Source organism: Curtobacterium poinsettiae, from assembly GCF_047226435.1.
Lineage (GTDB): Bacteria > Actinomycetota > Actinomycetes > Actinomycetales > Microbacteriaceae > Curtobacterium > Curtobacterium poinsettiae.
The window spans coordinates 1,368,959-1,393,897 of record NZ_CP178434.1 but is presented as its reverse complement, the minus strand read 5'-3'; the positions used below and the strand labels follow the sequence as shown (position 1 = coordinate 1,393,897).

26 protein-coding genes are annotated in these 24,939 nt (G+C 71.5%); 17 read left to right on the top strand and 9 right to left on the bottom strand.

The window, feature by feature from the left end; translation table 11 throughout:
- Positions 1-72: 72 nt before the first annotated feature.
- Complete coding sequence (locus tag ACL00U_RS06600; RefSeq protein ID WP_396125792.1) at positions 73-1,266, bottom strand: acyl-CoA dehydrogenase family protein; 1,194 nt, start codon at positions 1,264-1,266, stop codon at positions 73-75.
- 47 nt (positions 1,267-1,313) lie between these two features.
- Here ACL00U_RS06600 and ACL00U_RS06595 point away from each other — a divergent pair, with 47 nt between their 5' ends.
- Both ACL00U_RS06595 and ACL00U_RS06590 read left to right on the top strand, forming a co-directional pair.
- Complete coding sequence (locus ACL00U_RS06595; protein WP_017886565.1) at positions 1,314-1,922, top strand: QsdR family transcriptional regulator; 609 nt, start codon at positions 1,314-1,316, stop codon at positions 1,920-1,922.
- A complete protein-coding gene (locus tag ACL00U_RS06590; RefSeq protein ID WP_017886564.1) occupies positions 1,919-2,362 on the top strand; it encodes an acyl-CoA thioesterase in 444 nt (147 codons plus the stop codon). Before ACL00U_RS06595 ends, ACL00U_RS06590 begins: the two co-directional genes overlap by 4 nt.
- Before the next feature lie 5 nt (positions 2,363-2,367).
- Here ACL00U_RS06590 and ACL00U_RS06585 read toward each other — a convergent pair whose 3' ends face one another.
- Together ACL00U_RS06585 and ACL00U_RS06580 are read right to left on the bottom strand one after the other, a co-directional pair.
- Complete coding sequence (locus ACL00U_RS06585) at positions 2,368-2,808, bottom strand: VOC family protein (protein WP_017886563.1); 441 nt, start codon at positions 2,806-2,808, stop codon at positions 2,368-2,370.
- 223 nt (positions 2,809-3,031) lie between these two features.
- Complete coding sequence (locus ACL00U_RS06580) at positions 3,032-6,508, bottom strand: bifunctional proline dehydrogenase/L-glutamate gamma-semialdehyde dehydrogenase (protein ID WP_262160006.1); 3,477 nt, start codon at positions 6,506-6,508, stop codon at positions 3,032-3,034.
- 105 nt (positions 6,509-6,613) lie between these two features.
- Between ACL00U_RS06580 and ACL00U_RS06575 the strand changes: the two genes are divergently transcribed.
- The 5 genes from ACL00U_RS06575 (at position 6,614) to ACL00U_RS06555 (ending at position 13,269) form a co-directional block, all read left to right on the top strand.
- Positions 6,614-7,516, top strand: coding sequence for a LysR substrate-binding domain-containing protein (locus ACL00U_RS06575; protein WP_071251580.1), 903 nt, complete (start codon positions 6,614-6,616; stop codon positions 7,514-7,516).
- A 166-nt stretch (positions 7,517-7,682) separates the two neighbouring features.
- Positions 7,683-9,107, top strand: coding sequence for a hypothetical protein (locus ACL00U_RS06570; RefSeq protein ID WP_071251579.1), 1,425 nt, complete (start codon positions 7,683-7,685; stop codon positions 9,105-9,107).
- Between the two features lie 227 nt (positions 9,108-9,334).
- The gene (locus ACL00U_RS06565) at positions 9,335-10,663 is read left to right on the top strand and encodes a hypothetical protein (protein WP_159556531.1); all 1,329 of its coding nucleotides are present in this window, start codon (positions 9,335-9,337) and stop codon (positions 10,661-10,663) included.
- A gap of 255 nt (positions 10,664-10,918) precedes the next feature.
- On the top strand, positions 10,919-12,496 hold the full coding sequence (locus ACL00U_RS06560; RefSeq protein WP_017886559.1) for a hypothetical protein: 1,578 nt from the start codon (positions 10,919-10,921) through the stop codon (positions 12,494-12,496).
- A gap of 140 nt (positions 12,497-12,636) precedes the next feature.
- A complete protein-coding gene (locus tag ACL00U_RS06555; protein ID WP_017886558.1) occupies positions 12,637-13,269 on the top strand; it encodes an FMN-dependent NADH-azoreductase in 633 nt (210 codons plus the stop codon).
- 43 nt (positions 13,270-13,312) lie between these two features.
- Here the strand turns inward: ACL00U_RS06555 and ACL00U_RS06550 are convergent, their stop codons facing one another.
- On the bottom strand, positions 13,313-14,356 hold the full coding sequence (locus ACL00U_RS06550) for an MBL fold metallo-hydrolase (protein WP_412873974.1): 1,044 nt from the start codon (positions 14,354-14,356) through the stop codon (positions 13,313-13,315).
- 209 nt (positions 14,357-14,565) lie between these two features.
- On the opposite strand from ACL00U_RS06550, the gene ACL00U_RS06545 reads away from it, so the two are divergent.
- The 3 genes from ACL00U_RS06545 to ACL00U_RS06535 all read left to right on the top strand — a co-directional run bounded on the left by ACL00U_RS06545 (position 14,566) and on the right by ACL00U_RS06535 (position 16,097).
- Positions 14,566-15,609, top strand: a complete 1,044-nt coding sequence (locus tag ACL00U_RS06545) for an ATP-dependent DNA ligase (RefSeq protein WP_259552309.1) — start codon at positions 14,566-14,568, stop codon at positions 15,607-15,609.
- A gap of 186 nt (positions 15,610-15,795) precedes the next feature.
- The gene (locus ACL00U_RS06540) at positions 15,796-15,957 is read left to right on the top strand and encodes a hypothetical protein (protein ID WP_156155271.1); all 162 of its coding nucleotides are present in this window, start codon (positions 15,796-15,798) and stop codon (positions 15,955-15,957) included.
- Positions 15,954-16,097, top strand: coding sequence for a hypothetical protein (locus tag ACL00U_RS06535; protein ID WP_017886554.1), 144 nt, complete (start codon positions 15,954-15,956; stop codon positions 16,095-16,097). The genes ACL00U_RS06540 and ACL00U_RS06535 overlap by 4 nt, the downstream gene beginning before the upstream one ends.
- Before the next feature lie 25 nt (positions 16,098-16,122).
- Here the strand turns inward: ACL00U_RS06535 and ligD are convergent, their stop codons facing one another.
- Complete coding sequence (gene ligD, locus ACL00U_RS06530; RefSeq protein ID WP_140447917.1) at positions 16,123-17,145, bottom strand: non-homologous end-joining DNA ligase; 1,023 nt, start codon at positions 17,143-17,145, stop codon at positions 16,123-16,125.
- A 151-nt stretch (positions 17,146-17,296) separates the two neighbouring features.
- Here ligD and ACL00U_RS06525 point away from each other — a divergent pair, with 151 nt between their 5' ends.
- From ACL00U_RS06525 to ACL00U_RS06515, 3 genes are read left to right on the top strand one after another with little or no spacing between them, the layout of a single operon-like run.
- Positions 17,297-18,193: a DUF429 domain-containing protein gene (locus tag ACL00U_RS06525; RefSeq protein WP_412873973.1), complete on the top strand. Its 897-nt coding sequence runs from the start codon at positions 17,297-17,299 to the stop codon at positions 18,191-18,193.
- A gap of 9 nt (positions 18,194-18,202) precedes the next feature.
- A complete protein-coding gene (locus ACL00U_RS06520) occupies positions 18,203-19,405 on the top strand; it encodes a glycosyltransferase (RefSeq protein WP_412873972.1) in 1,203 nt (400 codons plus the stop codon).
- A complete protein-coding gene (locus tag ACL00U_RS06515; RefSeq protein ID WP_214533416.1) occupies positions 19,402-20,028 on the top strand; it encodes a uracil-DNA glycosylase in 627 nt (208 codons plus the stop codon). Before ACL00U_RS06520 ends, ACL00U_RS06515 begins: the two co-directional genes overlap by 4 nt.
- A gap of 50 nt (positions 20,029-20,078) precedes the next feature.
- Here the strand turns inward: ACL00U_RS06515 and ACL00U_RS06510 are convergent, their stop codons facing one another.
- A complete protein-coding gene (locus tag ACL00U_RS06510) occupies positions 20,079-20,507 on the bottom strand; it encodes a DUF6892 domain-containing protein (RefSeq protein ID WP_052481637.1) in 429 nt (142 codons plus the stop codon).
- Positions 20,508-20,605: 98 nt separating this feature from the next.
- On the opposite strand from ACL00U_RS06510, the gene ACL00U_RS06505 reads away from it, so the two are divergent.
- From ACL00U_RS06505 to ACL00U_RS06495, 3 genes are all read left to right on the top strand, one after another.
- Complete coding sequence (locus ACL00U_RS06505) at positions 20,606-22,060, top strand: APC family permease (protein ID WP_017886548.1); 1,455 nt, start codon at positions 20,606-20,608, stop codon at positions 22,058-22,060.
- Positions 22,060-22,188: a hypothetical protein gene (locus tag ACL00U_RS06500; protein ID WP_259575432.1), complete on the top strand. Its 129-nt coding sequence runs from the start codon at positions 22,060-22,062 to the stop codon at positions 22,186-22,188. The genes ACL00U_RS06505 and ACL00U_RS06500 overlap by 1 nt, the downstream gene beginning before the upstream one ends.
- Before the next feature lie 275 nt (positions 22,189-22,463).
- Complete coding sequence (locus ACL00U_RS06495; protein WP_017886546.1) at positions 22,464-23,084, top strand: hypothetical protein; 621 nt, start codon at positions 22,464-22,466, stop codon at positions 23,082-23,084.
- Positions 23,085-23,088: 4 nt separating this feature from the next.
- Here ACL00U_RS06495 and ACL00U_RS06490 read toward each other — a convergent pair whose 3' ends face one another.
- The 3 genes from ACL00U_RS06490 to ACL00U_RS06480 form a co-directional block, all read right to left on the bottom strand.
- Positions 23,089-23,523: a hypothetical protein gene (locus ACL00U_RS06490; protein ID WP_412873971.1), complete on the bottom strand. Its 435-nt coding sequence runs from the start codon at positions 23,521-23,523 to the stop codon at positions 23,089-23,091.
- 95 nt (positions 23,524-23,618) lie between these two features.
- Positions 23,619-24,116, bottom strand: a complete 498-nt coding sequence (locus tag ACL00U_RS06485; protein WP_412874065.1) for a DUF6264 family protein — start codon at positions 24,114-24,116, stop codon at positions 23,619-23,621.
- A complete protein-coding gene (locus ACL00U_RS06480; RefSeq protein WP_056068184.1) occupies positions 24,089-24,469 on the bottom strand; it encodes a DoxX family protein in 381 nt (126 codons plus the stop codon). Before ACL00U_RS06480 ends, ACL00U_RS06485 begins: the two co-directional genes overlap by 28 nt.
- 90 nt (positions 24,470-24,559) lie before the next feature.
- Here ACL00U_RS06480 and ACL00U_RS06475 point away from each other — a divergent pair, with 90 nt between their 5' ends.
- Positions 24,560-24,892 carry a hypothetical protein gene (locus ACL00U_RS06475; protein ID WP_017886542.1) on the top strand — a complete coding sequence of 111 codons (333 nt, stop codon included), beginning with the start codon at positions 24,560-24,562 and terminating at the stop codon, positions 24,890-24,892.
- Positions 24,893-24,939: the final 47 nt, after the last annotated feature.

Here is a 24,939-nt window from a genome sequence, read left to right as displayed (position 1 = left end):
AACCAGCGAACCAGCGAACCGGCGAACCGGCGAACCAGCGAACCGGCGAACCGCTCCACACCAGCCGGGCAGTTACACGAACGCGGCCTGCCCGGTGATCGCCCGGCCGACGATCAGGGTGTTGACCTCGCGCGTGCCCTCGTACGAGTAGATCGCCTCGGCATCGGAGAAGAACCGAGCGACGCCCTTGTCGAGCACGATGCCGTTGCCGCCCTGCACCTCGCGGCACCAGGCGACGGTCTCGCGCATCTTCGAAGTGGCGAACGCCTTGGCCATCGCGGAGTGCTCGTCGCCACCGACCCCGGCGTCCTGCATGGCCGAGGCCTGCGTGCAGAGTGCGATCGAGGCCGTGATGTTCGACAGCGACTTGACGAGCAGGTCCTGCACGAGCTGGTGCGCGGCGATCGGCTTGCCGAACTGGACCCGCTCGCGGGCGTAGGCCAGGGCGGCCTCGTACGCGCCGATCGCGATGCCGACCGCCTGCCAGGCGACCTCGGTGCGGGTCAGTCGGAGCACCTCGGCGGTCGAGCGGAACGACGTGGCGTTCTGCAGCCGACGCGACTCGGGGACACGGACGTCCCGCATGACGATGTCGGCGTTCTGCACGCCGCGCAGCGCGATCTTGTCCTCGATCTTCGTCGCGGTGAAGCCCGCGGTGTCGGTGGCGACGAGGAAGCCCTTGACCTGGCCGTCGGCGACGTCCTTCGCCCAGATCACGACGACGTCGGCGAAGGTGGCGTTGCCGATCCAGCGCTTCTCGCCGTCGAGCACCCACTCGTCGCCCTCGCGCCGCGCGGTGGTGCGCAGGCCCTTGGCGGAGTCGCTGCCGGAGTACGGCTCGGTGAGTCCGAAGGCCCCGATGACCTCGCCGGCGGCCATCCGTGGCAGCCACTCCCGCTGCTGCTCGTCGCTGCCGGCGACCGCGATGGAGTTCATCGCCAGGCCGGACTGCACACCGATGAAGGTGGCGACGCTGGCGTCGACCCGGCCGAGCTCGAGCGCTGTCCACCCGCGGTAGACGGCCGAGTTCTCGAACCGGCGCACCATCGGCACGCCCGGCCCGTACATGCCGAGCTCGGCGAGCGGCGCGATGACCTGCATCGGGAACTCGGCACGCGCCCAGTACTCGTCGGCGATCGGCCGGACCTCTTGCTCGAGGTACTGCCGGAGCTGCCCGAGCGACGCACGCTCCTGCTCGGTGAGCTGCTGCTGGAAGCCGTAGAAGTCCGATTCGAGCAGGGCCGTGGCGGGCATGGTCGTTGACATGGGAACCACGATGCATCATTCTCGAAAACGTTGCAAGAGAGGATCGCGTGTACACATCAGACTCTGCGCTGCGCGCCTTCCGGGAGGCCCGTCACACCTTCATCGCCGGGTCGCGGATCGACATGGGGGCGTTGGCTGCCGCACTCGGCGTCGATCGCACGTCACTGTTCCGCTGGGTCGGCAACCGTGACCGGTTGCTGTCCGAGATCTTGTGGTCCCTCGCCGTCCCGACGCTCGACGGGGCAACCCACGCCGCCGACGAGATCGGAGCGACCGGGGCAGCCCGGCTCGTCGTCGTGCTCGACCGGTTCACCGCGGACCTGATCGACGCCCCGTACTTCCGTGCGTTCCTGACCCGCGAACCGGCTCGGGCGATGCGTCTGCTGACCACCTCGGAGAGCGACGTGCAGAGCCGGTTCGTCGCCCGGGTCACCGCACTCATCGAGCAGCAGGAGTCGTCCGGTACGTTCGATCCGGCACCGTTGTCGGCTGAGGAGCTCGCACGGCTGCTCGTCCGGATCTCCGAGTCGTTCACCTACGCCGAGTTCATCTCCGGTGAGACCCCTGATCCCGACCGGGCACGTGCGGCGTTCGAGTACGTCCTGCGGCCCGACGCGGTGCACGCCACACCCGCACCACCGATCGGAGACCGATGACCATCGACGAGTACCCGTTCCGCCGCTCCTACCCCACCAGGTGGAACGACAACGACATGTTCGGGCACGTCAACAACACGATCTACTACTCGGCGATGGACAACGCGTCGACGTACTGGTTCCGCGAGTTCGCCGGGCTCGACCCGTTCTCGTCGGAGTGGATCGCCGTGCTGGTGTCGTCGAGCTGCCGGTTCGTCGAGTCCGCCGTCTGGCCGGACGTCATCGAGGTCGGGATGCGCTCGAAGCACCTCGGCACCACGAGCCTGTCGTGGGAGTTCGGCCTGTTCCGGCAGTCCGACGGGGCGCTGCTCGCCACGGGTGAGTTCGTGCACGTCATCATCGACCGTGAAGGTGCCCGTCGTCCGATCCCGCTGCCCGCCGAACTCCGCGAGCTCGTCACGGGTTCGATGGTCGCGCAGCAGCCCGCCGTCGCCGACTGAGGACCTCAGCCCTTCAGCGCAGCCAGCTCGAGGTTGATGTCGTCGGGGTCCTGCACGGACAGGATCACCATGCCGGCGTCGCCGAGGTCGGTGACCTCGCCGTGCTCGACCCCTGCGGCGTCGAGGCGTGCAGCCGCCTGGTGCAGCTCGTCGACCGACCCCACGACGAAGCTCACGTGGTCGAGGCCGACGGTGTCAGGGTCGAACGTCTGCCCCGCCGGGGCGACCGGACGGAGCCCGAACACCTGGTCGCCGAGCCGGAACACGGAGCCGCCGTAGAAGCGCTCACGGTCCTCGCGCACGCCGGGCTCGTCGACCTGGTCGCTGAAGTCGATCGCCGGGTCGGTGCCGAGCAGCTGCTGGTAGAACGCCTTGCTGCGGTGGATGTCGGTCACGGTGACACGGACGTGGGCCAGGGCGGTCGGGCGTGCGAACGGCTCGGTCATGGTGGAGCTCCTCAGGGTTGCGCGCCGTGGTTGCGACGCGCACCCGAGGCAACCCTCGGTGCCTCCGAAGCACCCGAGGCCGTGCGGCGACCGGACAGCCGCGCGCACGACGTTCCGCACGCCGCACAACCACAGCGCCCCCGAACCACGCGATCGCGCGGTTCGGGGGCACTTCGGTCGTGCAAGCGGCGCTGGACCCGAACGCCAGCGCCGCGGTCCGGGGTCAGATCAGGTCGTCGGTCAGGTGGTTCGGCGTGCCGAAGCGGTGCGCCGTGATCGACACCGCCTGCTCGCGGACGAACGGCAGGATCTCGAGCCGCCCGGCCTCGGTCACCGGGCCGCCGTACACCGCGACGTCCGGACGACCACCGACGGCGGAGTACAGCGCCGAGGTGTCCCCACCGATGAGCCGCACGCGGGTCGAGGGACCAGAAGCGACCGAGCTCGCGAAGGCCCCGTCGGACACCGTCTGCGACAGCGAGCGCACGATCGGCAGCGACCGGATCGCCGAGGCGACGGACGACGGCAGCGTCGCGGCCGTGGAGACCTCGATCGTCGTGCCAGCCCGGAGTGCGGCTGCGACGACGCGGACGAGCTCGATCACCGAGGCGTCAGCGTCCGCGTCGGCGACCGCGGCCAGCCGCACCTGCACCGACGGGAACGGCAGGTACCGGGCGATGTTCCGCTCGGCGGAGAGCGCCGAGACGTCGGTCGCGGTGCCGAACAGCGTCGACCAGGCCTGCTCGTCGGACGCCAGCGCACGGTCGAGCATCGGCGAAGCGACCTCGGCAGCCCGGGCGAACGCCGAGACCGGACCCGACACGGCGACACCGGACGCAGCAACCGCCGGCGCCGGCGTCCACGACCCGAGCCCGAGCAGGTAGTTCAGCCCACCCGCCTTCGTGCCGGCGCCGACCGCCGACTTCTTCCACCCGCCGAACGGCTGACGCCGGACGATGGCGCCCGTGATGCCGCGGTTGACGTAGAGGTTGCCCGCCTGGATCCGCGACAGCCACGTGCCGATCTCGGCCGGGTCGAGCGAGTGCAGTCCCGAGGTCAGGCCGTAGTCGACCTCGTTCACGATGTCGATCGCCTCGTCGAGGGAGTCGGCGGTCATCATGCCGAGGATCGGGCCGAAGTACTCGGTGCGGTGGAACTCCGAGCCACGGCGGACGCCCTGTCGGACGCCCGGGCTCCAGAGCTTGCCGGTCTCGTCGAGCTGCTTCGGCTCGACGGCCCAGGACTCCCCCGCCCCGAGCGTCGTCAGGCCGTCGAGCAGCTTGCCCGATGCCGGCTCGATGACCGGGCCCATCTGGGTCGCCGCGTCGGTCGGGTAGCCGACGGTGAGCGACGACACCGCGTCGAGCAGCTGGTTCCGGAAGCGCTTGGACTTGGCGACCGAGCCGACCATGACCACGAGCGACGCTGCCGAGCACTTCTGACCGGCGTGCCCGAACGCGGACGCGACGACGTCCTTCACGGCGAGGTCGAGGTCGGACGACGGCGTGACGATCACGGCGTTCTTGCCCGAGGTCTCGGCGAGCAGCGGCAGGTCCGGCCGGAACGAGCGGAAGAGCTCGGCCGTCTCGTACGCACCGGTGAGGATGACCTGGTCGACCATCGGCGACGCGATGAGCTGCTGCCCGAGGTCGTCCTCGGACACCTGCAGGAACGCGAGCACGTCGGCCGGTGCCCCGTGGGCGTCGAGCGCGGTCTCGATGATCGAGGCGAGCACGGCGCCGGAGCGTTCGGCGGGCGGCGCGGGCTTCAGGACGACGGCCGACCCGGCGGCCAGTGCGGCGAGGGTGGACCCGGCGGGGATCGCGACGGGGAAGTTCCACGGCGGCGCGACGAGGGTCAGCGCTGCGGGCGTGAAGGTCGCACCGTCGACGTCGTCGAGCGAGGACGCCAGGGTGCCGTAGAAGTGCGCGAAGTCGATCGCCTCGGACACCTCGGGGTCGGCCTGGTCGATGGTCTTGCCGGTCTCCGACGCCATGACCTCGATGAGGGCGGCACGGTTCGCCTCGAGTGCGTCGCCGACGGCGTGCAGCACCGCGCCACGCGCACCACCGGACCAGGTCCCCCAGACCGCACCGGCGGCCTTGGCGCGACCGAGCGCGGAGTCGAGCGCCGTGGCGGAGCCGACCCGGGCCTCCTGGACGGCACGGACGCCGAGCGTCGACGAGGCGACCCGTGCGGTGATGGCGTCGCCCCAGGCACGGACGGCGCCGACGGAGGGGTCGCTGTCCGGGGTGTTCTCGAAGTGGCCGGGGCCGGGGCGGCCGACGGCGGCGTACCGGTCGGCGACCCGGTGTGATGCCGGCGCTTCGAGCCCCTCGGGCGTCGCGAGCGGCACCAGGGAGGCGCGGAAGCGCTCCTCTTCGCGGGCGAACAGCGGCGGCGACGACACGAGCGAGAAGACGGCGGACATGAAGTTGTCCTGCGACGCGCCTTCTTCGAGACGACGGATCAGGTAGGCGATCGCCACGTCGAACTCGCCCGGGTGGACGACCGGCGTGTAGAGCAGGAGCGAACCGACCGTGTTCTTCACGGCCGACGCCTGCCCCTGCGCCATGCCGAGCAGCATCTCGAACTCGATGCCGTCCCGCACGCCACGCTCACCGGCGAGCAGCCAGGCGTGCGCGACGTCGAACAGGTTGTGCCCGGCGACACCGACGCGGACGTTGTCGACGCGCGATGGGGTGAGCGCCCAGTCGAGCACCCGCTTGTAGTTGGTATCCGAGTCCTGCTTCGTGTGCCAGGTGGCGAGCGGCCAACCGTGCACCGAGGCCTCGACCTGCTCCATCGGCAGGTTCGCGCCCTTCACCAGCCGGACCTTGATGCCGGCACCGCCGCGGGCACGGCGGGCGGCGGACCACTCCTGCAGCTCCTGCATCGCGGCGAGCGCGTCGGGCAAGTACGCCTGCAGCACGATGCCGGCTTCGAGGCCCAGGAACTCGGGCTCGTCGAGGAGCTTCGTGAAGACCGCGATGGTGAGGTCGAGGTCCTTGTACTCCTCCATGTCGAGGTTGATGAACTTGGCGGGGCTGGCGGCTGCGGCGCGCTGGAAGAGCGGTCGGAGCTGCTCGACGATGTCGTCGACGGCGTGGTCGAACGCCCACGGGGAGTGCGGGTGCACGGTGGACGACACCTTGATCGAGACGTAGTCGACGTCGTCGCGGGCCAGGAGCTTGTGGGTGCCCTCGAGCCGGCGGGCGGCTTCGCGTTCGCCGAGCACGGCCTCGCCGAGCAGGTTGACGTTGAGGCGGACGCCGTCGCGCTTGATGCCGGCGATGGCCGGGCCGAGCTTGGAGTCGGTGGCGTCGACGATCAGGTGGCCGACCATGTTCCGGAGGACGCGGCGGGCGATGGGGACGACGACGTTCGGCAGGACCGGGGCCATGCCGCCGCCGAGCCGGACGAGTCCGCGGAGCGCGGCGGGCAGGAACCCGGGGGCGTCCGGGGCGATCTGGCGGAGCTTGCGGGCGGCGACGGCGAGGTCTTCCGGTCGCACGACGCCGTCGACGAACCCGACGGCGAAGTCGAGGCCGGCGGGGTCGGCGAGCACGCCGGCGAGCTGCTTCGCGGAGCCGTCGACGGGGTACGACTCGGCCTCGGCGAGCCACTGTCGGACGAGCGCGACGGACTGGTCCGCCAGGGCGTCGTGGTCGATGGCGGAGTCCTCGTGCAGCGTCGTCATGGGTTCAGTGTGGAGGTCCGGGATGCGGTAGCGGAAGTGAGCGTTCCTGATGCATACCGTTCAGTTGCGCTACCGTTCCGGTCGCGGTCCGGCTAGCGTCGGACCATGCTCGACGTCCGCCGTCTCGTGCTCCTCCGTGAGCTGTCCATCCGTGGCACGATCGCGGCCGTCGCCGAGGCGGTGAACTTCACCCCGTCGGCGGTCTCGCAGCAGCTCAGCGCCCTGGAGCGGGAGGCCGGTGTGCAGCTGTTCCGCAAGGCCGGCCGACGGCTGCAGCTCACCCCGCAGGCCGAGGTGCTGGTCACCGCGGCGGGCCAGGTGCTCGACGTCCTCGAGCACGCGCAGTCCCAGGTGGAGGAGACCCTGTCGTCCGTGCAGGGCCGGGTGCGGGTTGCCGTGTTCCAGTCCGCGGCCCTGGCCCTGATGCCGAGCGCCCTGCACGAGATGGCGACGGAGCACCCCGACGTCCGGGTCGAGATGGTGCAGCGGGAGCCGGAGACCGCACTGAACGAGACGTGGGCTCGTGACTTCGACATGGTGATCGCCGAGCAGTACCCGGCACATGCCGCACCGCACCTGCCCGGGCTCGACCGATCGGACCTGACGACCGACGCGGTGCGGCTCGCCCTGCCCCCGCTCGACACCGCGCTGCGCCCGGTGTCGTCGCTCGAGGACGCGCGCACCATGCCCTGGGTGATGGAGCCCCGCGGCACCGCGTCGCGGCACTTCGCCGAGCAGGTCTGTCGGCGCTGGGGTTTCGAGCCAGACGTCCGGTACGAGACCGCCGACCTGCAGACGCAGATCCGCCTGGTCGAGTCCGGCAACGCGGTGAGCCTGATGCCGGACCTGATGTGGACCGGCCGGACGACGACCTGTCGACTGCTCGAGCTGCCGGAGGGTCCGCGACGGACGATCTTCACGGTGGTCCGCGCCGCTGGCGCGTCGTCGCCAGCGGTGCGTGCTCTCCGCGCCGCGCTCGGACGTGCCGCGTCCGTCGTCGGAGCGTGACACGGCGGTCTGGAGGCGCGGCTCGGGTCGGCACGACGGCTGCGGAGCTCCGTTGCCGTCGTGATCATTCTGTGATCGAGCGATCGTCAGGACTGGCCAGCGGGCGACATTCCCTGAGTAGAGGACGCTGATCCGGCGTCCCGTCCAGGCATCCGAGGGGGATCCCGTGAACCAGTCCTGCAAGTACACCTTCCGCCGCAGCGCGGCGATTGGAGCGGCGATCGCGATCGTCACCGCTTCGTCGGCGTTCGGCATCGGGGCGAGCGCCGCCTCCGCAGCGACCGACGAGACCGCTGCGCCGAGCACCACCGCGACGTCGGCTCCGCAGGGCACGACCGCCGCGGGCACCGCGCCGACGCCCCCCGCCGCCGCAGAACAGGCTGCCCCCGAGTCATCGACACCCGTGACCTGGGCGGAGCCGTCGAGCAAGGACGCGCCGATCGTCCTCACCGTGACCGCCGGCCAGCCGTTCTCGCACACCTTCACCGCCCAGGGCGGCGACGGCCCGTTGGAGTACCTGTTCAACCCGTTGAACTTCGACCCGACCAACGACGTCAACGGCTGGTCCTGGAACGAGCAGACCGGTGTCCTGAGCGCCACCCCGAAGAGCACGTTCGACGGACCCGCACTGTTCCAGGTCACCGCGACCGACCTGCACCAGACCGCCGTGCAGTACGTCCAGGTCGACATCGAGCCCGGCGCCCCGGTGGGTGTCACGTTCGGCGTCGACAGCTCGGACTCCGACGTCAGCTGGCAGGTCGACGCCGACGGGACGATCCGGGAGTACGCGCCGGGTGGCACCGGTGACACCGTGGTGTCGGAGGTCCCCGCCACGGTCGGCTCCTCGATGACCCTCGCGGGGCTGGCCGTCGACGCGCTGGGCAACCGCACCACCCCGGGCGACGAGTACCCGCGCTCGACCGTCACGAGCACCACCGCGTCCGACGGCGTGGTCTGGGACCCGAACTGGTCGGCGAACACGGTGACGTTCTCGGAGCCGGGCACCCGCACACTGACGGTGTCCGAGGGCGGCGTCTCGACCTCGTTCACGGTCCGCGTCTCCGAGGCCCCCGCTGCCGTCACCGGCATCACCATCGGGGTGCTCCCCGCGGACGGGACCTCCGGCGACCGGTGGGGCGTCGATGGCGACGTGATCACCTACTACCCGGCGGACGGCGACCCGCAGCAGGTCGACGCGATCCCGGCCCGACAGGGTGACCGGGTGCAGATCCGCGCCCTGGCCGTGGACGCCGACGGGCAGCCGGTCGGCGACCACACCGACCTCACCTTCACGAGCGACGTGGCCAGTGACCGCACCGAGTACGACCCCGAGGCTGTGGCCACGTGGGTGACCTTCGAGCACGCGTCGCCGCACACGATCACCGTCGCGTCCGGAGACGTGACGAGCACCATCCGCTTCGAGGTGCAGCCGACGGCGACGACCACGGTCACGACCACCCACACGCCGACCGCGTCGGGCACCCTCGCGTACACCGGTGCCGACGAGTCCGGCCCGCTCGCGTGGGCCCTCGGTCTCCTGGCATCGGGCGCCGGCCTGCTCGTCTGGCGCCTGCGTCGCCGACTCGGCTGAGGCACGTCACGGCAACCGCCTGACGGACCGGAGGTGCGCGGCGGGACCGCCCCGCACCTCCGGCCCGTCGTCGCGCGTTTCTGTGAAAAACCCCAGATGAGAGCCGGTAGTACCGAGACGAAACCGTGATCTCCGGCAGGGGTCGGAACGGGTCTGTGAACCGTAACGTCAGCACAGAGGAGCGCGCGGGCACCGCGTGCTCACCACCAGACTCCCGAGGGGGAACCATGCACCAGTCCACCAAGCCGCCCGTCCGCCGCGCGGCGACGATCGGCATCGTCGTCGCGGCGACCGCCATCGGCTCGGTCATCGGCGTCAGCGCGCCCGCGACGGCGGCGACGCCGACGCGGACGACGACACCGACGAGCACCACGGCGACCGCGACACCGGGTGCCAGCCTGACGCACGCCGCCAGCCCCGCCGCGAAGGCCACGGACAGCGCCACCCCGGCGGCAGCACCGGGTGACGGCAGCGACCTCGCGTTCACCGAGCCGTCGACCCAGGCCGCCCCGATCGCCCTCACCGCGACGGTCGGCACGCCGTTCAGTCACACGTTCACCACCACGGGCGGCAACGGCACCGTCGGGTACGCCATCCAGGACGCCCCGTCGGCGGACTACACGGTGAACGTCGAGACCGGCGTGCTGAGCGGCACGCCGACGACCGCCGGCACGTTCGACTTCGAGGTCGTGGCGCTCAGCGGCTCGACACAGGTGACCGAGTACGTCCGCCTGACCGTCTCGCCGTCGCCGGTCGTCTTCACCGAGCCCTCGACGAAGGCGAAGCCGCTCGCCCTCACCGCCACCGCCGGCGCGACGTTCACGCACACGTTCCGCACCACGGGCGGCACGGGTTCGCTGGCGTACGCGATCCAGGACGCACCCTCGTCCGACCTGACCGTCAACGTCGAGACCGGGGTGCTCACCAGCACCGTGACCACCGCTGGCACGTACGACTTCGAGGTCGTCGCCCTCCGCGGCACCGCGACCGCCACGGAGTACGTGCGCCTGACCGTCCTGCCGGCCGCACCCGTCGGGGTCCGGGCGATCGTCGACACCGGCACACCCGGCGCAACGGTCTGGTCGGTCGCACCCGGTGGCGTCATCAGCGCGTTCTCCGGCGGGGGCGACCCCCTCGGCACCGTCACTTCGATCCCCGTCCAGCAGGGCGGCTCGCTGGTGGTGTCCGGCCTCGCCGTCGACCGGTTCGGCAACCCGACCGCGCCGGCTTCCGTGAGCACCGGGTTCGGCGCGACGGTGACGAGCTCGGTCGCGTCGGACAAGATCGCCGCCGATCCCCGGGGCGACGCCTCGAAGGTGACGTTCCCGCACGCCTCGGACCACCGTCTCACCATCACCCAGGGCGGCGCCTCGACCACGTTCGTCGTCGCCGTCCGTCCCGTCGCCACGGCCGCGGTCGCGACCACCACGAGCGGCACCCCCGGCACCCTCGCCTACACCGGCGCCGACGAGACCACGCCGTTGGCGTGGGCGCTCGGCCTGCTCGCCGCCGGCGGCGGCCTGCTGGTCCACCGTCTGCGGCGCCGTCGCGCCTGAGACGCGACCGACGAACGGACGGGAGGCCCGGTGCCAGCTGGCACCGGGCCTCCCGTCCGTCCTTCCGCACCTCCGCAGCCGCGCCGCGGCTGCGGAAGTCAGGCGGTTTCCCGCACACACCCCCAACCCGGGTCACATTCCGGTGAATCGTCACAGCCCCAGGACCTGATCCCGCTACGATCCGAGAACGCCGACATTCTCGGCAAATTCACATGATCCGGGCCAGTGGCCTGGACCGATTCCCTGGGGGAACCCGTGCACCGCAGCACCTCCACAGTCCGTCGCGCCTGCGCCGTCGGCACCACCGTCGCCCTGGTCGGCCTGACCACCGGCCTCGGCATCATGACCGCGACGGCCGCCAACGCCGAGACGCTCGACACCACGCAGCCGATCTCGGCCGTCGAGACCCCGGCCCCGGCCGAGGGCAGCGAGACGTCCACGCCGACGGATCCGCCCGCCGACACCACGCCCGAGACCCCGGCTCCCGCCGAGGAGACCCCGGCTGCACCGGCCCCGGAGGCCACCGACGAGCCCGTCGCTCCGGAGACCACCGCGCCGACGGCCACCGAGGCGCCGACGCCGACCGAGACCCCGAAGCCGGACGTCACCGCCGAGGCCGCCGACGCCACCGTCGCCATCGAGGGCGCGGCGAAGGTCGGCACCCGACTCGTCGCCGTCGTCACCGGCTTCGACGACGAGGCAGGCTACAAGTACTCGTGGACCGACCAGGACGGCAACGTCCTGTCGAAGGCCGCGAGCTACGTCGTCGACCCCACCGACGTCCGCAAGACCATCACGGTCGCCGTGACGGGCACGCTGCCCGGCGCGACCGAGACGTCGACCGTCACCTCGGCCGCGACCGCGGCCGTGACGCAGACCCCGGCGTTCCTCGGCGCGGACGGCCAGCCCACCAAGGCCGGCGCGACGCAGGACAACCCGCTCGCGCTGAGCACCGTCGCCGGTGACGCCTTCTCGCACACCTTCCGTGCGCAGGGCTTCCCGGAGCCGAAGTACAGCCTCACCTGGTTCTCCGAAGAGGACGCCGACTACGCCGAGGAGTTCCCCGAGGACGAGTCGTCCCCCGAGGAACAGCTCCCCTTCGACCTGACCTTCGACGCCTCGACCGGTGAACTCAGCGGGACCGCCACCTTCGCGATGGACTACGACTTCGCCGTCACCGCGACCAGCGGCACCGAGTCCGTCACGCAGTACGTGTCGATGACCGTCGAGGCCGCAGCCCCGATCGGCGTCATGGTCTACACGACCGACCGCGCTGGCCTCTTCGATGACAGCGACCAGGAACGGACGAGCTGGATCATCGAGCCCGACGGCAGCGTCTTCACGCTCGGTGAGGACGACTTCCAGATCGGCGGCCGTCCGACCATCGAGCAGGGTGGCACGCTCGTGGTCCAGGGCGGTCTCGTGGACCGCTTCGGCAACCCCGAGGGCGGCTTCGACAGCGAGACGCGCGAGCTGCCGACGGTGACGTCGGACATCGCCAGCGACGTCATCGCGCCCGACCCCGAGCTCGGTGACTTCGGCATCGTCGGCGTCACGTTCCCGCACGCGTCGATCCACAACCTGACCGTCGCCGCCGGCGACTTCAGCACGTCGTTCGCCGTCGACGTCCGGCCGACCGTCGCCGCCGGCATCGCCGACCCGACCCCCGTCGCACCCGCAGCGGCCCCGGTCGCACCGGTCAACACCGGCGGCCAGCTCGCCTACACCGGCTCGGACACCACCGACGCACTGCCGTGGGCCCTCGGCCTGCTGGTCGCCGGTGCCGGCCTGATCGGCGCCCGCTTCGCGCGCCGTCGTCGCGCCCAGCGCTGACACCCGGAGACGTCTCCCGTCCGTCGCGTGCCCGCGCGGCGGACGGGAGGCCCGCCACGGCCCCGCCTGCTCCCCACCGGAGCAGCGGGGCCGTTCCCGCATCAGCACCCGGGTGGGTCCGCGCCGGTAGCGTTGGCGACATGCCCACGCTGCTGCACATCGACTCCTCGGCCGACCTCTCCCACTCCCGCTCGCGCGCGCTGACCGCAGCCTTCGCCGATGCCTGGCGCGCCCGCGGTCCGGAGTACACGGTCGTCCGGCGCGACCTGCACGTCGACCAGCTCCCCCACCTGGAGAGCTCCGCGCTGCACTGGGCCGCCGCCGACCGCACCGCCGACGAGACCGTCGCGCCCGAAGCCGACGCACTGCGGCAGGAGGTCATCGACGAGCTCCTGGCCGCCGACGTCGTCGTGGTCGGTGCGCCGCTGTACAACTACACGGTGCCCTCGACCCTGAAGGCCTGGATCGACCGCATCCACGTGCCCGGCATCCTGACCGGCGGCGTGCAGCCCCTGGCCGGGCGACCCGTCGTGACCGTGGTGAGCCGTGGCGCGACCTACGACGCCGGCACCCCGACCGAGGGCTGGGACCACGGCTCCCCCGTCCTGCACATCGTGCTCGGCACCGCGCTCGGCATGAAGCTGTACCCGATCACCGTCAGCGCCACCCTGGCCGACCGGCTGCCGGACCTCGCCGCCCTGGCCGAGCACGCCGCCGCCGAGTTCGCCGACGCGAAGACGACGATCGAACGCCTCGCGACGACGCTCGGCTGACCCCGACGCTCGGCTGCCCCCGACGCTCGGCTGACCCGGACGCTCAGGCGGGCCGCACCTCGTCGGCCCGCCCGAGCAGGTCTGCGTGGAAGGCCGTCTGCGTCAGTGCGCTCGCGAGCAGGAACCCGGTCATCGACTCGATCCCGCCGCTGAACGGCACCCGGGCGGCGACCTCGAACAGGGTCGGTCGGTCCAGTGCGTCGAGGGCCGCGGCGACGTGGCGGGAGCGTTCCTCCCGGTGCCGGGCCAGGGTCCGCGCACGGGTGACGACGTCGCGGAACCGGTACTCGTGCCCCGGGCAGACCTCGAGCTCGGCGTACGGGTCGAGCCGGGCCAAGGACGCCAGGTAGTCCCCGAGCGGGTTGGTGCTGGTCCGTCCACCGAGCCCGATGCCGGAGTTGATCCGCGGCAGCACGTGGTCGCCGGAGAACAGCAGCCCGTCGGCCTCGTCGAGGAAGCACACGTGCCCGGTCGTGTGGCCCGGGGTCCAGAGCGTCCGGATCGTCCGACCGGGGACCGGCAGCAGGTCGCCGTCCTCGAGCAGCACGTCGGCGTACGGCGCCTCGATCCGGCCCATCCCGATCCGGCGGCCGCTGCCCCACGCCTCGACGACCCCGGCCCGCAGGTGTTCGGGCAGCCCCCACGTCGCGATGTCCGCGTCGTTCCGCTCGGCGTCGGCGCGCTCCCGTTCGAGCGCTCCGACCTCGAGGCCGTGCATCGCCACGCGGGCACCCGTCGCCCGGCGGATGGCAGCCGCGGCGCCCAGGTGATCGGCGTGCAGGTGCGTCACGGCGACGAGCGACACGTCGTCCAGGGAGCGGCCGATCCCGGCGAGCCCGTCCCGCAGCTCGGCGAGTCCGCCGTCGGCCGACCACCCGGGGTCGATCACCGCGAGCGAGCCGTCCGACCCCTCGACGACGTACACGAGGGTCGCGTCGGGCACCCCGAACCGGAACGGCACCGCGAGGGTCCAGATGCCCGGCCGGACCTGCTCGACGGGCGGCAGGACTCCGTCGCGGAGCGCGGCGGCCTGCACGGGGCTGATCGGTTCCGGGGCAGGCGCTGCCGGCGGGGGCACGGTCGTCACGCTCGCCACCATACCGACGCGTGTCTGGCCGGCGACGGCCCTGCTCCCGACGCATGGTGAGCAGAAAGGGTCGGGTGCGGGCAGTGGACCCGACCATTCCTGCTCACCGAACGCACGCGCCGGGCGGAGCACGGGCCTCCAGGCAGACGGCGCAGGCTGCGCAGCACCGCGCCGACAGCGCCGACGACGCGCGCGAGTAGACAGGACGCATGGAGATCGCACCGATGCTCGCCAAGGCCGTCGCCACCGTGCCCGACCCGGACAGCACGAAGGGCGGGCTGCGGTACGAGCCGAAGTGGGACGGCTTCCGCGGCATCGTGACCATCGACGGCGACGACGTCGAGATCGGCAGCCGCGGCGCCAAGCCGCTCACCCGGTACTTCCCCGAACTCGTCGAGGCGTTCCGCGCGCAGTTCGGCGGACGCGACCACCCGGTCGTCCTCGACGGCGAGGTGATCCTGCGGTCCGGCGAGCCCGGTGCCGAGCGGCTCGACTGGGAGGCCCTGTCGCAGCGCATCCACCCGGCGGCCTCACGGATCGCCAAGCTCAGCGTCGAGACCCCGGCACAGTTCGTGGCGTTCGACCTGCTGGCGGTCGACGGGCAGGAACTGCTCGACCTGCCGTTCGACGGGCGCCGCGAGCGCCTGGAACAGCTCGGCGACGCGATGACCGCCCCGCTCTTCGTCACCCGCACCACGCTCGACGTCGAGCAGGCCCGCGAATGGCTCACCACCTTCGAGGGCGCCGGGCTCGACGGCGTCGTCGCGAAGCCCCGCGCGCGGCCGTACGAACCGAACAAGCGCACCATGCTCAAGATCAAGCACCACCGCACCGCCGACGTCGTCGCCATCGGCTACCGCGTGCACAAGAGCGGCTCCGGTGTCGGGTCGCTGCTGGTCGGCCTGTACGACGCAGACGGCGAGCTCCGTCAGGTGGGCGGCGTCTCCGCCTTCACGGACAAGCGACGGGCCGCGTTGGTCGAAGAACTCGAGCCCGTCGTGCTCCGCGATGCGGACGGGAGGCCCGTGACCGGTGACGGGGAACGGTCGCGGTTCTCGTCGGGTCGCGACACGTCGTTCGTCCGGCTGGCGCCGGAACTGGTGCTCGAGGTCCGGTACGACCAGATGGAGGGCGACCGGTTCCGGCACACCGTGCAGTTCGAGCGGTGGCGGCCCGACCGTGACGCGACGTCGTGCGGGTTCGAGCAGCTCGAGGTGCCGAGTGCGTACGACCTGCACGACGTGCTGTCCTGAGGCGTTCGCCACCGCCCCTGTGCGCTCCTCCGGGTCGTGGAACGCACTGCGGTGTCCGTTTGTCGCTGTTCGGTCACGTTTCCGGATGAGTAGTTAGTCGAACTAGCGAAGTCGTGTGAGGATGTTCCCAGCAGCACGAGGCGTCCATTCCGGAGCCCCGGATGCCTGGATCGAATGGGGATCGACATGAGCACCAGCACGCTTGTCCGCCACCCTCAGCGGAGCCCCTTCACCGAAGTCCGAGAAGCACGGCGTCAGCGCGTCCTGCAGCTCAGCGCGGTCATCAGCGCCATCGCCGGCGTCACCGCCACGGCGCTCGCACTCGTCACGATCGGACTCGGCGCGTGATCGTCGACGGCATCACCGACGCGCACCGCGGCACCTGGTCGCGACTGACCCGCCTGCACACCGCGAGCGTCGGGCTGCCGACGCACACCACGCGCGTCGAGGACCCGGACCGCCAGCGGGACGTCTCCTCCGCAGCCTGAGGGCCGGCCGCTCGGCCGCTCGGCCTCAGCTGGGCTTCTTCGCCCGCGAGGGCTGCACGCGCGGCGGCTCCCCCGGCATCTTCGGGAAGTCCGGCGGGAACGGCAGCTCCCCCTCGCCGTTCGCCAGGTCACGCTCCCACCACTCCAGCAGCGGTTCGATGCTGCCCGGCTGCTGCCCCATCGACTCCCACGGGTCGCCGGTGGTCTGCAGCCGCTCCGGAACCGTCCGGATCGTGAAGCTCGTCGGGTCAGCGGTCGGCAGTTCGCCCCAGGTGATCGGCGTCGACACCGAGGCGTGCGCCAAGGCCCGGGGGCTGTAGGCACCGGCCATCGTGCGGTCGCGGTTCGCCTGGTTGAAGTCGACGAAGATCCGCTGTCCCCGTTCCTCCTTCCACCACGCGGTCGTCACCTGGTCGGGCATCCGGCGTTCGAGTTCACGCGCTGCGGCGATCACCGCGTGCCGCACGTCGAGGAACTCGTGCTCGGGGTGGATCGGCGCGAACACGTGCAGGCCACGGTTGCCGCTGGTCTTGATCCACGTGGTCAACCCGACCTCGTCGAGGACCTTCCGGAGCTCCTCGGCCACGGGCACCGTGTCACCGAAGCCGGTGCCGGGCTGCGGGTCGAGGTCGATGCGGAGCTGGTCCGGGTGGTCGCTGTCCTCGGCGCGTGAGGCCCACGGGTGGAACACCACCGTGTTCATCTGGGCGGCCCACACCGCCACGGCCGGCTCATCGATCACGAGCTGCGGGTGCGACCGGGCACTCGGGTAGGTCACCGTCACCGACCGGACGTAGTCGGGGGCTCCCTTCGGCGGGTTCTTCGAGAAGAACTGCTCGCCGTCGACACCACCGGGGAACCGCTGCAGCGAGATCGGCCGGTCGCCGTTCGCCCGGACGAAGGCATCGCCCACCGTCACGAGGTACTCCGCCAGGTCGAGCTTCGTGATCCCCGCCTCGGGCCAGAGCACCCGCGAGGGGCTGCTGATCCGGACCTCGCGGTCGCCGTCAGGCCCGGGCACACGCACCGTCGTCGCTTCGCTCGCCATGCAGCGGACCGTACACGCGTGCCCGCCGCGCGCCCGCAGCCCGCACGCCCGTGCTCTCCCGCAAGACACCGGTGTTCCCTGGTCGAACACGCGCACGCCGGTGTTCGGGGCGCGGACACCGGTGTCTTGCGGGCACGGCAGGATGGGGCGGGTGAACGCGTACCTCGGCATCGACCTCGCGTGGGGACTCGGCTCGGATCGGAAGGCCGCGAACGAGACCGGGCTGGTCGCGATGGACTCCGACGGCACGATCACCGACGCCGGGTGGGCCCGCGGGGTCGACGCCGTCACGGACTGGATCACCGAGCACCTCGGGCCACGATCCCTGATCGCCGTGGACGCCTCGCTCGTCGTGACGAACCCGACGGGCATCCGCGAGTCCGAACGACAGGTCGGGCAGCGCTACGGCCGGTGGAAGGTCGCGGCCAACCCGACGAACCAGGCATCTGCGGCGAGCGCCGGCTCAGCGCTGCTCGACCGGCTGACCGCACTCGGCGTCGGGTACGTCTCCGACACGGACGCCATGCGGGCACGGACCGGTCCGGCGATGTTCGAGTGCTACCCGTACACGACGCTGGTGGGGGTGGAGGAGCTCGGGTACGACGTCGAACGCCCCCGCTACAAGCGACTCGACCTGCGGATCCCCGCCGCCGAGGCCCGTGCCCGTCGCGCCGAGGCCTTCGACGAACTGGTCCGGCGGCTGCGCGAGACCCCGCTCGACCCACCGCTGCTGCTCGACTCGCACCCGCTGACGCAGCGGCTCGCCGATCCGTCGGTGCTGCACGGTCCGACGCACAAGCACCGCGAGGACCTGCTCGACGGGGCGCTGTGCGCGTGGACGGCGTCGTTCTGGGAGCGACACGGCGACGAGCGCGTGCAGATCCTGGGAGGTGATCCTCCCCACCGACACGGCCCGGACGCCGCTGGCGCGTCGCCCGGGAACCGGCGGCGTGGGCCCACCCTCCCCACCGACACGCCAGACGAGGCGGGCCGCCGGCCCGTCGTGGTGGCGCCCGCACGCCCGTCGCAGCGGGGGCCGCGCGGCTAGGGTTGAGCGGTGAGCTCGACGACCGAACCCCTGCACATCGGGCTGGTGTCGCTGCACACCTCCCCCGGAGACGAACCCGGTTCGGGCGAGGTCGGCGGCATGAACGTCGTCGTCCGGCACCAGGCCGAGGCGCTGGCCGACCTGGGCCACCACGTGGACATCATCACGCGCCGGTCCGCCCCGACGCAGCCGGACTCGGTCTCGCTGGTGCCGGGCGTGTGTCTGCGGTTCCTGTCCGCGGGACCGGCCCAGCCGGTGCCGAAGGGCGAGCACGACGCGTTCATCGAGCCGTTCCGCCACGAGCTCGAGCAGCTCGGGCAGTTCGACGTCCTGCACTCGCACCACTGGTTCTCCGGAGCGGCCGCTCTGCCCGTCGCCCGTGAGCGCGGCATCCCCCACGTGCAGTCCTTCCACTCCATCGCTGCCGACCCGGCGACGCCGCTGTCCGAGGGCGAGCGCCCCGAGTCCGCCGGTCGCATCGCGGGCGAAGAACTGCTGGCCCGCGAGTCCGACGCCGTCGTCGTGGTGTCCGAGGCCGAAGCGTCGACTGTGCGCTCGCGGCTCGGTGGCGACGACGCCCGCATCTGGATCGTGCCGCCGGGGGTCGACGGTTCCGTCTTCCGTCCCGCTGCGGTCGGTGCGCGCCGCGCCGCCTCGCCCTACGTGGTCGCGGCGGCGCGCGTGCAGCCGCTCAAGGGCCTGGACCTGGCGATCGAGGCGATCGCCGACATCAGCCTGGAGGCCCGCCCCACCCTGGTCATCGCGGGCGACGTCTCGAGTGAGGCGGGCGACTACGTGGACGAACTGCGTCGGCTCGCCGACGCGCGTGGCATCGCCGACCACCTCACCTTCATCGGGCCGCAGTCGCGTGCCGACCTGGCGTTCCTGTTCCGTGGCGCGGCAGCCGTGCTCGTGCCGTCCCACTCCGAGACGTACGGGCTCGTCGCGCTCGAGGGGTCCGCTTCCGGGGTGCCGGTCGTGGCCGCCGCCGCCGGGGGGCTTCGTGAGGCCGTGGTCGACGGGGAGACGGGTGTCGTGCTCGAGTCCCGCGACCCGCAGGACTGGGCGAACGAGATCGAGCGGATCCTGACGGATGCGCCCTACGCCGCCGGGCTCGCTGCTGCGGGCCGGGAGCACGCGGAGCGGCTCAGCTGGGAGCGGTCGGCAGCGGGGCTCGAGGACGTCTACCGCCGGGTGCTCGGACGCTCGTGAGCAGGTCGGGGGCCCCGGACACGGGCGATCGGTTCGCGGCGTTCTGGGCCGCGATCGACGCCGTGCCCGTGGAGTCCGACGCCGAGGCGCTCTACGACGTCGGATCGGCCGAGGGGCGGCTGCGTCGGGCGAACCTGACGCGGTACCTGGAGCAGTCCGGGCCGGGTGCCGACACGCTGCTCGTGGCCGAGGCCCCGGGGTGGCGCGGCATGACGAACACGGGCGTGCCGTTCACGAGCATGCGTGAACTCGGGTCCGAGTACCTCGTGCCGCCGGACCCGACCGCCCCGTGGGAAGCGTCGTCCCGCGTCGTGCACGCCGCACTCGAGGGGTGGCACGGCGCGCTCCCCGTCGCGTGGGCGATCTTCCCGCACCATCCGTTCGTGGCACCGGACCGGCTGACCAACCGCACGCCCCGGCCCGCCGAGGTCCGTTCGGGAGCCCCCGTGGCCCTGGCACTGCTGCAGGCACTCGGCGGCGCGGACCGGGTCCGGGTGGTCGCCGTCGGTCGGAAGGCGCAGGGAGCGCTCGCGCTGGCCGGCATCGAGGCGGTCGCCGTACGGCACCCGGCCCAGGGTGGCGCGAAGCAGTTCACCGAGCAGGTGCGGGCGCTCGACCGCTAGTCGTCGGCCCGTCCCGGTGAGGTGACGGTCGGGTGCCGGTTGCGTTCCGCTCAGGCGGAGCGGACCTCGACACCCTTCGTCGCCAGCCGCTCGGCGACGTGGGCGGGCAACGGTGCGGCGGCGTACACGGTGCGGAGCTCCGGCAGGTCGAGCAGGTCGTCCCAGTTCTGCGGGTCGAAGCGGTCGTCCGAGCCGTCCCAGCCGGGGTGGACGTCCTGCAGGACCTCGAGGTCGGAGTCCACCGTGATCTCCGTGACGAGCGACAGGTGTGACGGCAGCAGGTCGAGGTCGTCGTAGTACTCGCGCGCCCGGTCGTCCTGCCCGTCGACGTCGAGGTCCTCGTCGGTCTCGTCCTCGGCGTCCGGGTCGTAGGGGTCGAGGACGTCGAGGTCGTAGCAGAGGACATCGAGCACCAGGAGCTTCGCGTTGAAGTCCGCGAACTCGATGGGCTCCTCGGTGGTGTTCGACTGCTGGTCCATGGCCCGGAGCGTATCCGTCGCCGCGGGACCGTGTTGCGATCGCGAGAAACCTTCCTGTGGGACTGGACAGCAAGGTGTTCCGCGCGCAAGGGTGACGCATGGCCACCACCAAGACGGACCGCCCACAGCAGGAGCAGCACGAGCTCCGCCGGGTCATCGGTCCCAAGCTCCTGCTGCTGTTCATCGTCGGGGACATCCTCGGTACGGGTGTCTACGCGCTCACCGGTCAGGTCGCGGCCGAGGTCGGTGGGGCAGCGTGGCTCCCGTTCCTCATCGCGTTCGCGGTCGCTCTGCTGACGGCGTTCTCGTACCTCGAGCTCGTGACGAAGTACCCGCAGACCGCCGGCGCCGCGCTCTACGTGCACAAGGCGTTCGGCATCCACTTCGTCACGTTCATCGTGACGTTCATCGTGATGTGTTCCGGGATCACGTCGGCGTCGACGGCGTCGCGGGCGTTCGCGGCGAACCTCGGCGCGGGGTTCGGCATCGAACTGCCGAACGGCGTGGTGATGCTCATCGCGATGGGCTTCATGCTCGCGGTGATGTTCATCAACTTCCGCGGGGTGAGCGAGAGCGTCAAGACGAACGTCGTGCTGACGCTGGTCGAGCTGTCCGGTCTCGTCATGGTGATCCTGATCGGGTTCTGGGCGATCGCGGGCGGCAACGCGGACTTCTCGCGGGTCGTGATGTTCGAGACGCCGGAGGACAAGTCCCTGCTGCTGTCGATCAGCACCGCGACGTCGTTGGCGTTCTTCGCGATGGTCGGGTTCGAGGACTCGGTCAACATGGCCGAGGAGACGAAGGACCCCTCGCGCATCTTCCCGAAGATCATGCTCACCGGCCTCGGCATCACCGCCGTGATCTACGTGCTCGTGTCGATCTGCGCCGTCGCCGTGGTGCCGATCGGTGAGCTCGCCGGCAACGAGACGCCGCTGGTGACCGTGGTGCAGACCGCGGCGCCGGACTTCCCCATCGCCGACCTGCTGCCGTTCATCTCGATGTTCGCCGTCGCCAACACGGCCCTGATCAACATGATGATGGCGTCGCGTCTGCTCTACGGCATGAGCAAGCAGGGCGTGCTGCCGGGCTTCCTGTCCCGCATCTCCCCCGCCCGTCGCACCCCGTCGACCGCGATCGTCTTCACCACGCTCATCTCGCTCCTGCTGATCGGGTGGGTATCGCTCGACCCCGACTCCCCCATCGTCGTCGTCCTCGGCGGCACCACCTCGCTGTTGCTGCTGACGGTGTTCGCCGTCGTCAACGTGACCGTGCTCGTGCTGCGCCGCGACAAGGTCGACCACAAGCACTTCCGTGCCGGTGTGGTCATCCCGATCATCGGCATCGTCACGTGCCTGTGGCTCGTCATGCCGTTCTCGTCCGGTCGTGACCCGCAGCAGTACCAGATCGCCGGCGCCCTGCTGGCCCTGGGCGTGCTGCTCTGGGTCCTGACGTGGTTCACCCACGGACGGAAGCAGGCCGAGAAGGCCCCGACCGGACTCGTCACGGAACCGACGAAGGTGCAGCGCCCGCCGCACGACCAGCGCGACGCCTGATGGACGCGACGAGCGTCATCTGGACCGTCGTCATCGCCGTGATCGCCGCGCTGTCGCTGTCCGCCGGAGGCTGGCGCCTGCGTCGGGCTCGGGGTCGGGGTCGAGGGGACGGCCGACGCGACCGCTGACCGCCGCGCACGGATGACCGTGACGGTTCTGGTTCACGAAGCCCTACGCTTCGCGAACCAGAACCGTCACTCGTTGTTGGGGATGCACCTTCCCCGCGGCGAGCAACCGGCGGCGGACCGCGGACTCCGAACTCCGAACCGCGAACCCCAACCCCAACCCCGAACGTGCGACCACGGCGGGCCGCCGCAGGCTTCCCAGGAGGCGCCCGTACGCTCGTGCTGCTCTTCCTGCTCCGTCCGCCCAGCACTCGCCCAGCCCGTCGAGAGGTCCCGTCATGCGCCGTGTCGGCATCACCCTGGCCTCGGTGTTCGGCGCCGGGATCGTGGCGGTCGGCATCGGCGTGGTCGTCCTGGTGGTGATCGCGGTCAACTCGCTCGCCGGGGTCGCCAAGTCGAGCGCCGCGACTCCGGAGCCCGCGTGCCCGGCCGTCGCCTCGAAGACGATCGGCGGCATGGTCGTGCCGGCGGGACCCGTCGCCGGCTTCTGCCAGGACCGCCTGGTGAACGCCGCGCACGTGATCGAAGCCGCTCAGGCACTCGGGATCGGTCCGCACACGCAGGCCGTCGGTGTGATGACCGCGATCGGTGAGTCGAGCCTGGTCAACCTGGACCACGGCGACGCCGCCGGCCCGGACAGCCGCGGGCTGTTCCAGCAGCGCGACAACGGCGCCTGGGGCACGTACGAGCAGCGGATGGACCCGTACACGGCCGCGACGATGTTCTACACGAAGCTCGTGAAGGTACCGGGCTGGAAGACGATGACGCCGACGCAGATGGCACACGCGGTGCAGATCAACTCGGACCCGGACCACTACGCGAAGTCGTGGCCCGAGGCGAAGGTGATCGTCGAGGAGCTCACCGGCCAGACCGTGCCGGACACCGCTCCCCAGGGCTGACCCGTCACGAGGCCACCGCCTGCGTTTCCTCGTCGAACTCGACGATGGCCGTTCCGCCGGAGTGCAGGACGACCTGCGCGCGGAGCCGGACGGACTGCTCGTCGAGGGCGCACGCGCAGGCGTCGACCCACTCCCAGTCCACCGGGTAGAGGCGATCGGCGCCGGGGCGTTCCCACGCGAGCACGACGTCGGCGGCACCGAGCTGCGCGACGATGTCGGCGATCAGGGCGGCGAAGTCGTCGACGTGTTCGTCCGGCGAGTACGGCAGGTCGGCGATCGGCAGCAGGAACGGGATCGACATCCCGCGGTCGTCGAGGAACAGCACCCAGCACTGCCGACGCAGCGGGCGTTCGACGACGGCTTCGACGAGTGCGACGACGTCGTCGTCGGTGCGGACGGGTTCACGGGTCAGGCGGTCGAGCATCTCGGTGTCAGGCATGGCCCCAGCGTGGCGGCCCAGCATCCACCCCCGAGGCAACGACCAGCTTCTGTGGAGAGACGCTCGACGAGCCCGGCCTGTGGAGGAAGAACCGCTCAGATGCCGTGCGTGACCGAGCTGTCGACGAGCAACAGCGAGGCGAAGAACACCGCGACGATCGCTGCCATACCGACGAGCACCACCGGCCAGGTCAACCGTCGGCGCACGAGCCGCAGCACGCACACCACGATCGTCGCGACGAGCACCACCGCCACGATGATCGGCCCCATGACGACCACGGAGTCACCCAGCGCCTCGTTGCAGGTGTTGCCCGGTGCCGCACACGACACGAACGCCAGCGACATGAGCTTGATCCCCCACCCCGCTGCCAACGCACCCACCGTGAGCACCACGAGCAGGGCGGTGGAGGCGACCACGTCCGCGACGCGAGCGCGTCCTGCCAGGGGGTGCCGGGCCTCCCGACCGAAGCGCGCCGGGCTGGACCCGAGCGGATCGGGACCCGACGCAGGACCCGACCCGGGGCCCACGCCGGGGGCCGGCCCGGTCTGCCGCGCGGGCGCGCCCATCAGGAGCGCCGGCCGCGCGTCGACCAGAGGGCGAGCGCGATGAGGACGGGCTGGCCGAACAGGCGACCGAAGCGCTTCTCGTCGCTGTCCAGGCCGAAGGCGTCGCGACGGTTGACCCACTGCGACAGGTTGCCGGGGAAGATCACCGTGAAGAACAGGGCAGCGACCGAGCCGACGAAGCGACGCGCCGACTTCGGCGCGAGCACCAGGGCCGAGCCGAGCGTGATCTCCGCGACCCCGGACGCGAGCACCGTCGTGTCGTCGTCGAGCGGCACGAAGTCGGGCACCTGCGCCGTGAACTCCTTGCGCGCGAAGGTGAGGTGGCTCGTGCCCGCGACGACGAGGGCCAGGCCGAGCAGGACGCGGAAGAAGGAACGCATGCCTCCATGGTGCCCGTTCCCACGGCCGGATGCCCGCGCTGCGCGACCCGGACGTACCCGAAGCGAGGTTCACTCGCTACCATGCCGTCCATGGGAGCAGTCGCTCGGGACCACGAACCGCCGGCAGCTCCGGCGACCTTCGCGGTGCTGCTCGGACCGGTCGCGTTCTACCTGGGCATCATCGTGCCCGCGCAGTCCACCATCCGCCACGTCCTGCTCGCTGCCGTGTTCGGGCTGGTCTGCGTGCTGAGCGGCTGGCGGGCGATCCGGATCGCCGGCCGTCGCCGAGCCGTGCAGGTGTGGTCGTGGATCGGCATCGTCATCGGCACCGCCGGACTCGTCATGCTCGTCTGGCAGGTGCTCGTGATCGTGAGCGGCGGCACGTTCCCGCCGCCGTTCTGGTCGCCGTACGCCAACCGCTGACGCGGTCCGACCGGGAGCCCCGGGTCGGCTCCGCCCCGCCGCCCACG